Source organism: Kitasatospora sp. NPDC093550 (assembly GCF_044764985.1).
In the GTDB taxonomy this organism is placed as follows: domain Bacteria; phylum Actinomycetota; class Actinomycetes; order Streptomycetales; family Streptomycetaceae; genus Kitasatospora.
The window spans coordinates 96,650-108,768 of record NZ_JBIWJF010000001.1; the positions used below are offsets into that span (position 1 = coordinate 96,650).

Here is a 12,119-nt window from a genome sequence, read left to right on the forward strand (position 1 = left end):
GTGTGACGGTGGGGCAGGTGAGGGCCGGCGCGGACCGGTTCCGGCCGGCGCGGGCCGGCTCAGGCCGGCTCGGGCTCCAGGGCCGGTGCCGCCGCCGGCCGGGTGCGCTCCGCCCAGCGGGCCACGGCGGGCGTGGCGAGACCGGCGGCGGCCAGCAGGACGGCCAACACCCCCCAGCCGAACCAACCATGATCGATAATCATAAACGTGGTGACGGCGGGCGTGACGGCGGTGCCGAGTTGCGAGGTGAGGCCGAACAGCCCCTGGTACTGGCCGTGGGCGTGCTCCGGTGCGAGCTCGTACGAGAGCGCCCAGGAGCCCGCGCTGTAGAGGAGTTCGCCGATGGTGTGGGCCACCACGCCCACCGCGAGGACCGCGACGGCGGCCACGGGGGACGGCCCGGATCCGAGGGTGAACAGGACGCAGCAGGCCGCGAGCCACAGCCCGGAACGCCGCATGGCCCGGGCGCCGCCCCGGACGTCCTCGGCGCCGCGGCTCACGGGTATCTGGCAGAACACCACCAGCACGGTGTTGACGAGCAGCAGGCCGGCGAAGACCGAGGTGGGTGCCTGGGTGCGCTCGGCGATCCAGATCGGCAGCGCCACGTTGAGGATGCCGGTGTTGGTGATCAGGACCGCGTTGAGGAGGCCGATCGCGGCGTACGGGCGGTCGCGCAGCACCGGCCAGCGGGCGCCCCGCGCCGCCCTGGGCGCGGCCGGCGGCGCGGTGAGGGCGAGCAGGATCAGGCCGGCCAGCACGAACATCGCACCGGCGCCGAGGAGTTCGGCGGTGTACCCGGCGGGGGTGTCGCTGCCGAGGGCGGCGCCGCCGACCAGGGTGCCGACGGAGAAGCCCACGTTGGTCGCCGAGCGCAGGTACGCGCGGGTGCGGACCCGGTCCGGGCCGGGGACCACGCCGGCCACCAGCGCCCCGCGCGCGGCGGCGGACCCGGACTCCGCCACGGCGACCAGCCCGGTCGCGACGAGGAGGCTGGTCAGCCCGCCGACCAGCGGGTAGCTCCAGAGCGCCACCCCCTGCAGCACGACGTACCAGATCGAGGCGGTCCGGGCGCCGATCACGTCCGCGAGCCGGCCCGCGGGGACGCTCGCCACCATGCCGGCCACGGCGGCGACGGTCAGTCCGAGGCCGACCCGGGCGGCCGGGATGTCGACGGAACGGGTGAAGTAGAGGACGGAGACGGTCACCACGGTGCCGTGGCCGATGCTCCTGGCCACCGTGCTCAGGGCCAGCACCCAGACCGTCCGGGACCATGGCAGCACCACCTGGAGAATTCGTGCCGATCTTCTCTGGAGTTCCATGAAGTCCTTTTTCTCCCGTTCACTGAAAAACTGTTCGTGCCGCCAAGCCAGGTGCGCTGGAAAATTTGTCTACCTTGCTCATTCCGGTCGCTGGTACCGTGTCCCGCGAGCGGGCCCGAGGTTTTCGGAGAACGCTCGCGAGGAAGTGATCCCGACATCTTCGGAGCCGCCCCCATGTCGTTCTCCCCTTCTGTTCTCCACATCGGCTGGATGAGCCGCGCGGTGGCGGCGCTGCTCCGGGCGGGCGCGCGGGTCACCTGCGCGGTGGCCCCCGGCGACGCCGCCGCGGCGCGGGCGGCGGGCGTCGCGACGGTGGTGGTCCCGGACCCGGCGAGCACCACCGGCGTCCTCGCCGGGCTGGCCCGCAACAGCCTTGCCATCAGCGACTTCGAGGCGGTCTGCAGCGGCCTCGAGTTCTGCCTGGAGAACGCGGCGGCCATCTCCGACCTCGGTGGTCTGGGCTCCCCCTCGCTCGGGCGGGTGCTCGGGATGCGGGACAAGTTCGTCCAGAAGCGGGCCGTCCGGGAGGCCGGGGTGCGCGCCGCGCGGTGCACCCTGGTCGACGATCCGGACGAGCTGGAATCGGCCTCGCCGGAATTCCCGCAGGTGCTCAAGCCGCTGGCCGGCGGCGGCGCCCGGAACACCTTCCTGATAACCGGCCCGGAAAGCCTCCGGGAAACGCTGGAAAAGGCCCGGGACGGCGGCAGCGGGCCGTGGCTCCTGGAGGAGTTCGTGCCCGGTGCGGAGTTCCAGGTGGACGGGGTGGTGTGCGCCGGGGAGATCCGTCTGCTGTCGGTGTCCCGATATGTGCAGAACCTCATCCAGGTGCACCGGGGCGGGATCGTGGCGCACATCGTCCTGCCCCCGCTCGACTTCCCCGAGCTCCACGCGCGCATCCGGGACGTGGCGGAGCGGGCGCTCAAGGCACTCGACTACCACGACGGCGTCTTCCACCTGGAGGTCTTCGAGCACGCGGAGGACGGGGAGATCGTCTTCGGTGAGTGCGGGGCACGCGTCGGCGGTGGCAGGACCGACGAGGTGGTCGAGCGCGCCTTCGGCGTGGACCTGCACGACGAGTGGGCCCGCGCGGCGCTCGGGCGCCCGTCCGCGCTCTCGCACGACGCGCCCTCCGGCGACGCGTCCTTCCGCGGGGCGGGCGCCGACGGGGACGAGCCCGTCCACCGGGCCGGGGTCGCCTTCGGCGGGGTGAACCTGCCCGCGAGGTCCGGTGTCATCGGCTCGGTGCCCTCCGTCGAGGAGGTGCTGGCCCGGCCCGGGGTGGAGTACGCGGAGGTCACCGCCGCCCCGGGCACCGTGGTGCCGGACGCGACCGCGGCCTCGTACGTCCGGGCCGGGGTCGCCGTGGTCTCGGGCGCGGACGACCGGGACGTGGAACGGCGCATCCGCGAGCTGACCGACTGGTTCCTCGGTGCGACCACCCTCGCGTCGGACGGGACGGCCGGGGTGAACGGGACCGCCGGGGTGAACGGGACCGCCGGGACGGACGGGGCGGCCCGGCGGGGGTGAGCAGGCGGCTCGCCCCCGGTGCCGCCGCGCCCGACGGCGCGGGGCGGTACCGGGGGCGAGCCGGTCGCCGGGCCGGCGCCGGTCATCGCGCCGACTCCCGGACCAGGCGGTCCATGATGAAGGGCAGGACGCCGCCCGCGCGCAGGTACTCCACCTCGCGGGCCGTCTCCACCGCGGCGGTCGCCTCGAACACGGCCGTCGAGCCGTCCCGGCGGCGCAGCCGGACCGTGACCGGGCCGTGCGGGCGGAGCGCGGACAGCCCGGCGAGGTCCAGTTCCTCCGAGCCGTCGATGGCGAGGGTCGCGCGGTTCTCGCCGTCCGGGAAGCGCAGCGGGAGCACGCCCATGCCCACCAGGTTGCTGCGGTGGATCCGCTCGAAGCCCTCCGCCAGCACCGCCCGGACACCGAGCAGGGCGGTTCCCTTGGCGGCCCAGTCGCGGGCGCTGCCGCAGCCGTACTCGCGTCCGGCGACGACCACCGTGGGGGTTCCGGCGGTCCGGTACCGCTCGGCCGCCCCGTGGACGGACAGCAGCTCCCCGCTGGGGTGGTGCCTGGTCCAGGGGCCCTCGCGGCCGTCCGCCATGGCGTTGCGCAGCCGGGGGTTGCCGAAGGTGCCGCGGAGCATCACGTGGTGGTTGCCCCGGCGGGCGCCGTAGCTGTTGAACTCCTCCTCGGGGACGCCGAGTCCGGACAGGTGGCGGCCCGCTTCCGAGTCGGGTGCGATGCCGCCGACCGGTGAGATGTGGTCGGTCGAGACGCTGTCGCCCAGCACGGCGAGCACCCGGGCGCCGGTCAGTTCGTCGGCGGCCGGGAAGCCGTGCCGCGGTTCGATGTACGGCGGTTCGAGGATGTAGCTCGACTCCTCGGGCCAGCGGTAGAGCTCGCCGGTGGGGGCGTCCAGCGCCTGCCAGCGCTCGTCGCCGACGAAGAGGTCCGCGTAGGCGGTCTCGAAGAGTTCGGGCCCCGAGGCCGCCCGGACGACCGCGGCGACCTCCGTCGGGTCGGGCCAGAGGTCGCGCAGGTGCACCTCGCGCCCGTCCGGCGCCACGGCGACCGGCTCCCGGGTCAGGTCGCGGTCGACGGTGCCGGCCAGCGCGTAGGCGACCACCAGACCGGGCGAGGCCAGGTAGGCGGCCCGGACCTGCGGGTGGACGCGGCCCTCGAAGTTCCGGTTGCCGCTGAGGACGGCGGCACCCGCGATGCCGTCCTCGGTGACGGCGCGCGCGGCCTGCGCGGTGAGCGGTCCGCTCATGCCGTGGCAGGTGGTGCAGCCGAACGCGACCACGTGGAAGCCCAGCCGTTCGAGCGGGGCGAGCAGTCCGGCCCGGCCGAGGTACTCGGGCACCGTGCGACTGCCCGGGGCGAGGCTGGTCTTGACCCACGGGGGCACCGTCAGCCCGAACTCCACGGCACGCCTGGCGATCAGGCCGGCGGTGACCATCGAGCCGGGGTGGGAGGTGTTGGTGCAGCTGGTCAGGGCGGCGATCAGCACCGAGCCGTCGACCGGCCCGGCGCTCCGCACGGCGTCCGTCGGCCGTTTGACGGCGCTCAGGCTCTCCGGGACGGCGGCCAGCGGCAGCCGCTGGTCGGGCCGGCTCGGGCCGGCCACGCAGGGTTCGGCGGCGCCGAGGTCGATCACCAGCTCCTCGGCGTAGCGCACGGCCGCCGAGTCGTCGCCGCGGTGGAACAGCCCCTGGGCGCGGCAGTACCGTTCCACCAGCGCGACCTGCTCGGCGGTGCGCCCGGTGGCCCGCAGGAAGCGCAGGGTCTCCTCGTCCACCGGGAAGAACGCGGTGGTGGCGCCGTAGTCGGGCGCCATGTTGGCGATGGTGGCGCGGTCGGGGACGGACAGGCTCGCCACGCCCGCGCCGACGAACTCGACGATCGCGCCCACCACGCCGTGGGCGCGCAGCAGTTGGGTGATCGTCAGGACCAGGTCGGTGGCGCTGGTCCCGGGACGGGGCCGCCCGGTCAGCCGGACGCCGACCACCCGGGGCGGCGCCATCAGGACCGGCTCGCCGAGCAGGACGGAGGTCGCCTCGATGCCGCCGACGCCCCAGCCGAACACGCCGACGCCGCCCACCATCGGGGTGTGCGAGTCGGTGCCGAGGACGGTGTCGGGCCGGGCGAGCGGCCGGCCGTCGGAGCCGGGGGCGGTGCGGACGACCTCGGAGAGCTTCTCCAGGTTGATCTGGTGGATGATGCCCTTGCCCGGTGGCACCACCCGCAGGTCGGCGAAGGCCTGCTCGGCCCAGCGCAGCACCGAGTAGCGCTCGCCGTTGCGGGCGTACTCCAGGTCGGTGTTGACCCGCAGCGCGCCGGGGGTGCCGGCCGCGTCCACCCGGACGGTGTGGTCCACCACGAGGTGCGCCGGCAGCACGGGGCTGATCCGGTCCACGGCCAGCCCGCGCCGGGCCGCGGCGGTACGCAGCGCCGCGAGGTCGAGCACCACCGGGACGCCGGAGAAGTCCTGCAGGACCACGCGCGCGGGCCGGAACGGCAGGTCGCCGGTGGGGCTGCCGTCGGCGCCCCAGCGGGCGACCCGGTGGACGAGGGCCGGATCGGCCTGCCCGGTGGCGGCCAGGTGGGCGGTGTTCTCCAGCAGGATCCGGGCGGTGTACGGCAGGGCGGCGAGGTCCACGCCGGCCGACGCCGCGAGTGCGGGCAGGCCGTAGTGGGTCGCCTCGGGCCCGGTACCCGGCAGGGCGCTCGGGAGGGGGCTCGTCAGGGCGCTCGGAGGCGGGCTCGGCAGCCGGTCGGCGGGAGGCTGGGTCATGGCAGCTGGCTCACGTGTCCTCTGGGTGGGCGGCGGTCGGTGGGGTGGCGCGGTGCTGTGCGGGTGGCGCGGTGGCGCGGTGGCGCGGTGGCACGGGGGCGCCGGGGGCGGGCGCGGGGGTGCACGGGTGCCGCTGGTGTCAGGTGCCGCTGGGGGAGCCCTCGGGCGCGGGCTCCAGCGACCCGAGCAGGGCCGTCTGGTCGAGCTTGCCGTTCGCGGTCCGGGGGAGGGCGTCGAGCCGGCGGACGGTCGGCGGCACCATGTAGTGCGGGAGCAGGTCGACCAGCGCCCGCTGGAGCCCGGCCGGTTCGGGGGCCGCCGCGTCACCCCGGTAGAACAGGGCCAGCCGGTCCCACCCGCCGTTCGCGCCGGGGACCGGGACGACCGCGCACTCCCGCAGTCCGGGCAGCCCGAGGGCGACCTGTTCGATCTCGGCCGGCTCGACGCGGTACCCGGAGATCTTGATCTGCCGGTCGGCCCGGCCGAGGTAGTGCAGGACGCCGTCCGCGTCCCGCCGGCCGAGGTCGCCGGTCCGGTAGAGCAGCGTCGCGGCGCCGTCGACGTCCGCGGTGACGAACTTCTCGGCGGTCGCCGCCGGATCGCCCAGGTAACCGAGGGCCAGTCCCTCGCCCGCGACGCAGATCTCGCCCGGCGCGCCGTCCGGGACGGGTGCGCCCCGGTCGAGCAGGACCACCGAGGTGCCGGGCACCGGCCGGCCGATCGGGATGCCCTCCGTCCCGGCCCAGTCCGCCGGGCGCACCGCCCGGGTGGTGACGAACACGCAGCTCTCCACCGGCCCGTAGCCGTTGACCAGCCGGATCTGCGGATGCCGTTCCTGGAAGGCGCGCACGTGCGGCACGGACAGCCGTTCACCGCCGGTCATGACCTGCCGGACCCCGTCGAAGCAGTCCACGTCCTCGTCGACGAAGAGGTTGAACAGCGAGGCGGTGAGCCACAGCGTGTCCACCCGGGCCGAGCCGACGAGTTCGCGCAGGTCGCCCGCGAAGAGGTAGTCGTCCTCGACGATCACGCAGGTGCCGCCGGTGGTGAGCGAGCCCCACAGCTCCAGCGCGAAGGCGTCCCAGGGCACCGGGGCGGCCTGGGCCATCACCCGGCCCCGGCCGAAGTCCGCGAAGGTGCGCCCCTCGAAGAGCCGGGTGGTGGCCCGGTGCGGCGACAGCACCCCCTTGGGCGTGCCGGTCGTCCCCGAGGTGAAGAACACCATGGCGACGTCGTCCGGGCTCACCGCCACGGGCCGCGGCCGGGCGCCGGACCGCGCCGCGGCGGACAGCCCCGGCTCAGGGGTCCAGAGCGGGACCTCCACCCCGGGCTGGGCGCGCTCGGCGACCAGCAGCGGGGCGTCCAGGGCGCCCACCACGGCGGCGACGCGCTCGGCCGGCCAGCGGTGGTCCAGCGCCGAGTACCCGGCGCCGCACTTGAGCACGGCCAGCAGCACGGCGACCAGTTCCGGCGAGCGCGGCAGCAGGACGGGCACCAGCCGGCCCGGGCCCACGCCGCGGGCCTGGAGGGCCGCGGCGTAGGCGTCGGCCGCGGCGTCCAGCTCCGCGTAGTCGATCCGCCGCCCCTTGACCACCAGCGCGACGGCGTCCGGCCGTTGCCAGGCCTGCCGGGTGACCGCCTGGTGGATCGTCCGCCGCGCCGGGCCGGGACGGGACCCGGCGACGGCGGAGTCGGCGGGGACCGCGGAGTCGGCGGAGACGGCGGGGACGGCGGAGTCGGTGGAGGGATCGGACATGGTGCCCACCTTCGAGGAGTCGGATCGGTTCGATCTGTTCGGTGACCGGACGTCAGCCGGTGAGCCATTCCAGCCAGGCGCCCAGCGTGAGCAGCGGGAACGCGAGCCCGGTGGCGGTGGCGTCCGCCGCGGCGATCCGGTCCGGCAGGGCGTCGAGGACGTCCGGCCGCAGGCCCGCGGCCACCAGCCGGTTGCGGTGCCGCACCAGGTCGGCCCGGACCCGGTCGACCCGCGGGCCGGTCAGCCAGGCGTCGACCGGGGCCCGGAACGGCTTCTTCACCTCGTCCCGGAAGTGCGGCAGTTCCGCGGCGTAGGCCCGGCGCAGCGGCACCTTGGTCTGGCCGTCGCGGACCAGGGCGTCGAACGGCAGGGACGCGGCGAGCGCGGGCAGCCCGCCGTGCAGGAACGGCGTGCGCCCCTCCACGCCCCGGGCCATCAGGAGGTGGTCGGCCCGGCGCAGCAGCGGTTCGAGGCTGTGCTCGTACTCGAACTCCCGGACCACGTCGCCCACCGGGCGGGCGGCGGCGGCCGGCAGCGCCTCGACCAGGGCGCTCCGGGCGCCGTCGTACGCGGACGCGCCGACCAGCGCGCGGAGCAGTCCGGCGCGCTCCGTGGGCAGGTAGAAGTCGGCGGCGCCGGCCACCGCGTCCAGGCCCAGGTAGCTGCGGTACCCGCCGAACACCTCGTCGGCGCCCTCGCCGACCAGCAGGACGACGATCCCGCTCTCCGCGGCCAGCCGGGCCAGGGCCGCGTACATGGGCACGCTGGTGAGCGCGGTCGGTTCACCGAGCGAGCGGACGGCGTCGGGGATGCCGTCGAGCAGGTCGTCCGGGCCGAAGCCGACCGACCGGTGCCGCCAGCTCTCCCAGGACCGCCCGGGCAGTCGCAGGGCGGCCAGGTCCCGGATGCCGTCGCCGTTGCCCCGCGGCAGCACGCTCACCGTGGACAGCTCGCGCACCCCGCGGCGGGCCAGCTCGGCGGCGAGCACGGTCGAGTCCAGGCCGCCGCTGAGCGCCAGGCCGAGCGGCCGGTCGGAGACCAGCACGCGGTCCACCGCGCGGGTGACGGCGGCGCGGATCGCCTCCGGTCCGGCCGGTCCGTCCCACCGGGCCGGCAGCGGCCCGGCGCAGCCGCCCGCGAGCTGCTGCACCCGGCCCTCCTTGAGCAGCAGCCGCGCGCCGGGCGCGACCGGTTCGATGCCCTCGAAGAAGGTGCCGCCGTCGACCACCCGGCCGAACAGCAGGAACTGGGTGACGGCCTCGGGCCGGACCGGGGTGGGGCCGAACAGGTCCAGCAGCGCCGGGAGTTCGGAGGCCACGGCGACCCCGTCCGGGTGCCGGCGCAGGTAGAGCGGCTTGATGCCGAGCGGGTCCCGGGTGACCTCGACGGCGCCGTCCGGGGTGCGGCGCAGCAGCGCGTACATCCCGTCCAGGTCGGCGGGCCCGTGCCCGTCCACCGCCTCGGCCTCGTCGAGGCCGCCCCGCGGGACGTCCACCCGGCTCCCGCCGGTCCACGCCCCCGGACCGACCGCGTACACCTCGCCGTTGAAGGCGAACGCGGTCGCGTCCGCGGGCGCGGAGAACGGCACGGACGCGGACGGGCGGCTGCGCACGCGCAGCCGGCACATGGCGACCGCCGAGCCGGCGTCACCGACCACCCCGTAGCCGTCCGGGCCGCGGTGCATCAGCTTCTCGACGGCCAGTGCGGCCAGGCGGTCGGCGGGCGGGCGCCCGGCCCCCGACGCTGCGGGGGCCAGGCACACACCGACGACTCCGCACACCGGTCAGGCGTCCTGTCGCGCGGGGCCGGCCTCGGCGGTGTACATCCGGGTCGCCGGAGCCTGGCCGAAGTCGGTCGAGGACAGCAGGCGCAGCGCCCGCTCGCCGACCGCCGCGCTCTCCACCAGCGCGACGATGTCCTCGTGGTCGAAGCGCTGCTCCTTGCCGCGGCCGCGGTACCACTGCAGCAGCAGCTCGGAGTCGATCTCGCCGTGCGGCAGCAGGGAGTCGGTGAGCACGTCCCCGGCCAGTGAGAAGTCGATGACCTTCGTCTCGGCGTCGTAGAAGCGCTCCAGCTCGCCGCGCTCCCGGCCGGTGGCGATCATGCGCTCGTCCATCGGGTAGAGCCCGAGCTTGATCGAGGCGCGGAGCTGCCCGCCGTCGGCGAGCAGGTCGAGCATGCCCTCGATGCCCTTGCGGGCCTCCGTCTCGGCGAACCGGTTCACCAGGCGGTCGTTCAGCACGAAGTCCTGGGTGCCGCGCAGGTGCTCCGGCGCCGGCCGGGTGATGTCGTGCTGGAGCACCTCGCAGGAGCCGGCCGGCAGGGCGGCCCGCAGGTCGGTGACCATGCGCTCGGAGAAGTCGAGGACGGTGACCACGGCGCCGTGCGCGATCAGGGCCTCGACCAGGTCCTTGGTGGAGGCGCCCACCACGGTGCAGCGCGCCCCGCGGGGGATGCCGGTGGTGAAGAGGGAGATCTCCTCGTCGCTCGGCTTGGCGGTGGTGCGGCCCGACTCCCAGAAGAGCGAACCGATGAGGTCCCAGGCGGACGACTTCTCGTTGACGGTCTGGCTGGTCATGCGTGGCTCCCGAGGGGGTCGAGCAGGCTGGAGTTGTAATCGCCGGCGAGGACGTGGTTGAGGTAGGTCCCGGCGCCGCCCACGACGCGGTAGCCGTGGGACACACCGGAGGGGATGAAGACGGAGGCGGGGCTCTCCACCGCGAAGACCCGGTCGCCGAGGGTCACTTCGACGGACAGGCCCTGGTAGCCCTCGTCCTCGCCGAGGAAGACGAACAGGCTGTCGCAGTGGTGGACGTGGGTGTCGACGTGGCCGCGGCCGTAGTCGTCGAGGTGCGGGATGCGTCGGGCGATGCAGTACTGCTCGGCGCCCGGCACGAAGCGGTTGTCGACGAGGACGAAGCGGTCGCCGGGGCCCTTGCGGTGGTAGCGGAGCTCGGTGGCCGAGATGATCTTCGGGTCGACGATCCAGTCGGCGGGCTCGCTCGACACACCGGTGGGCCGGGTGGTGCTGGAGCGCCCGAGCACGGACGGCTCCATCCACTCGTACGATCCCGGCTCGCGCTCGACGGCGGCGACGTGGAGCTTGGCGACGTGGTGGAAGATGTCGCGGCCGACCACGGGCCGGCGGTGGTCCGGCATCGAGCGCGAGTAGGCGCCGACCCGGCGGCTGAGCTCGGTCAGCACGGTCGCCTCGGCCAGCGGCCGGGTGCCGCGGTAGTGCAGGTTGACGGCGAGGGCGGCGTAGTCGGTGATGCCGGCCCGCTCGCCCAGGCCGTTGACCGAGGTGGAGATCCAGGTGGCGCCGGAGTCGACCGCGGCCAGCGCGTTGGCGAGCGCCAGGCCCCGGTCGTCGTGCAGGTGCACCTCCACGTCGGTGCCGGGACAGAGCCGCTTCAGGGTGGCGATCCGTTCCCTGACCTGGTGCGGCTCCAGGAGGCCCAGGGTGTCGGCGAAGCAGATCCGCTCGGCCCCGGCCTCGGCGGCGATGAGGTAGGCCTCGGTGAGCTCGCCCGGGTCGGTGCGGCTGCTGTCCTCGACCGTGAACCGGACCCGCAGGCCGAGCCCGCGGGCGTGCGAGACGGACTGCTCCACCCGGTCGAAGAGGTCCTTCAGGGTGCGTCCGGGCAGTCGGGACCGCCGCGTCACGTCGTTCACGCCGAGGAAGATGCCCACCCAGGCGGCGCCGGTCTTGGCGACGGCCTCGATGTCGGTCACCTCGGCGCGGGCGTGCGCCAGCACGGGGACGTCGCCGGCCGCCTCCACCACCGCGGAGACCCGCAGCAGTTCGTCGGGGCCGATGGCCGGGTGGCCGCACTCGATGGCGTCGACACCGGAGCGCACCAGCAGCGAGGCGACTTCGACGCTCTGGTCCCGGGTGAAGCGGCCGTGCGCCGACTGCATGCCCTCACGCAGGGTGCTGTCGATGATGTACGTCACAAGGTCTCCTGCAGATCGTCGGTGAGCCCGGGTCAGGCGGTGCCGAGAGCGGCGAGGTCGTCGAGCAGGAAGCTGTCCTTGGCGCGGAACTCCGGGTCCGAGGCGTCCGCGAAGACGACCACCATGCCGCGTCGGTCGTCCGGGGAGGTGTTGGCGGCGCTGCCGTGGGCGAAGAAGCGGTCCCACATCACGGCGTCGCCGGGGGACAGGTCGAACTGGACCGGCTCGCGCAGGCCGTCCTCGGCCACGTCGAGGCTGGCGTGCCAGCGGTAGTGCGGCCGGTCGCGGTGCGGGATGTGCCCGCCGGCGTGCGACGCGGGACAGCCGAACAGGCCTCCGTTGGCGGGCGAGACCGGGGTCAGCGCGTACCAGACGCTGAACGCCTTGGGGTAGGTGTACGTCCACAGCGCCTGGTCCTGGTGCAGCGCCACCTCGGTGCCGACCAGGGCGGGCTTGAGGAAGGCGGCGTGGAAGACGACGGCGGCCCGGTCGCCGACGACCTGCCGGGCGAGGTCGGTGGCACCCGTGCGGTTGAGGATCGGGCCCCAGACCTTCGGGTCGTTCCAGATCAGCCGGCGGAGCTTGCGCAGCCGGCGCACCCCGTCCGCCTCGTCGTACTCCGCCTCGTACCCGGGCGCCACGTCGTCCGCGGCGTCCAGGGCGTCGAAGAAGTCGACGGCCTGGCGGTGGTCGTCGGTGCCGAGCATGCCGGGGAGCAGGTGGTACCCGTCCCGGTGGTAGGAGTCGATGTCGATGGTGGGCATGTCGGGTCGGGATCCTGTCT

Annotated in this window: 8 protein-coding genes; 1 reads left to right on the top strand and 7 read right to left on the bottom strand. The window is 74.9% G+C overall.

Annotation, left to right across the window (positions count from 1 at the left end):
* Positions 1 to 59: 59 nt before the first annotated feature.
* Positions 60 to 1,319, bottom strand: a complete 1,260-nt coding sequence (locus ACIRD3_RS00415) for an MFS transporter (protein WP_402209321.1) — start codon at positions 1,317 to 1,319, stop codon at positions 60 to 62.
* Between the two features lie 174 nt (positions 1,320 to 1,493).
* Here ACIRD3_RS00415 and ACIRD3_RS00420 point away from each other — a divergent pair, with 174 nt between their 5' ends.
* Positions 1,494 to 2,846, top strand: a complete 1,353-nt coding sequence (locus tag ACIRD3_RS00420; protein ID WP_402209323.1) for an ATP-grasp domain-containing protein — start codon at positions 1,494 to 1,496, stop codon at positions 2,844 to 2,846.
* Between the two features lie 82 nt (positions 2,847 to 2,928).
* On the opposite strand, the gene acnA is transcribed toward ACIRD3_RS00420, so the two are convergent.
* From acnA to ACIRD3_RS00450, 6 genes are all read right to left on the bottom strand, one after another.
* Positions 2,929 to 5,622, bottom strand: coding sequence for an aconitate hydratase AcnA (gene acnA / locus ACIRD3_RS00425; RefSeq protein WP_402209325.1), 2,694 nt, complete (start codon positions 5,620 to 5,622; stop codon positions 2,929 to 2,931).
* Between the two features lie 139 nt (positions 5,623 to 5,761).
* Positions 5,762 to 7,378: an amino acid adenylation domain-containing protein gene (locus ACIRD3_RS00430; RefSeq protein WP_402209327.1), complete on the bottom strand. Its 1,617-nt coding sequence runs from the start codon at positions 7,376 to 7,378 to the stop codon at positions 5,762 to 5,764.
* Between the two features lie 52 nt (positions 7,379 to 7,430).
* Complete coding sequence (locus ACIRD3_RS00435; RefSeq protein ID WP_402209329.1) at positions 7,431 to 9,140, bottom strand: asparagine synthetase B family protein; 1,710 nt, start codon at positions 9,138 to 9,140, stop codon at positions 7,431 to 7,433.
* Between the two features lie 21 nt (positions 9,141 to 9,161).
* Complete coding sequence (locus ACIRD3_RS00440; RefSeq protein ID WP_402209331.1) at positions 9,162 to 9,956, bottom strand: hypothetical protein; 795 nt, start codon at positions 9,954 to 9,956, stop codon at positions 9,162 to 9,164.
* Entirely contained in the window at positions 9,953 to 11,335 is a 1,383-nt protein-coding gene (locus ACIRD3_RS00445) for a hypothetical protein (protein ID WP_402209332.1), read from the bottom strand. Before ACIRD3_RS00445 ends, ACIRD3_RS00440 begins: the two co-directional genes overlap by 4 nt.
* Positions 11,336 to 11,367: 32 nt before the next feature.
* A complete protein-coding gene (locus ACIRD3_RS00450) occupies positions 11,368 to 12,099 on the bottom strand; it encodes a phytanoyl-CoA dioxygenase family protein (protein WP_402209333.1) in 732 nt (243 codons plus the stop codon).
* Positions 12,100 to 12,119: the final 20 nt, after the last annotated feature.

What these genes read in the sequence shown, in the direction of transcription:
- ACIRD3_RS00440 (WP_402209331.1), bottom strand. Translation starts at nt 9,956, where the DNA reads ATGACCAGCCAGACCGTCAACGAGAAGTCGTCCGCCTGGGACCTCATC.
- ACIRD3_RS00450 (WP_402209333.1), bottom strand. Translation starts at nt 12,099, where the DNA reads ATGCCCACCATCGACATCGACTCCTACCACCGGGACGGGTACCACCTG.
- acnA (WP_402209325.1), bottom strand. Translation starts at nt 5,622, where the DNA reads ATGACCCAGCCTCCCGCCGACCGGCTGCCGAGCCCGCCTCCGAGCGCC.
- ACIRD3_RS00415 (WP_402209321.1), bottom strand. Translation starts at nt 1,319, where the DNA reads ATGGAACTCCAGAGAAGATCGGCACGAATTCTCCAGGTGGTGCTGCCA.
- ACIRD3_RS00420 (WP_402209323.1), top strand. Translation starts at nt 1,494, where the DNA reads ATGTCGTTCTCCCCTTCTGTTCTCCACATCGGCTGGATGAGCCGCGCG.
- ACIRD3_RS00430 (WP_402209327.1), bottom strand. Translation starts at nt 7,378, where the DNA reads ATGTCCGATCCCTCCACCGACTCCGCCGTCCCCGCCGTCTCCGCCGAC.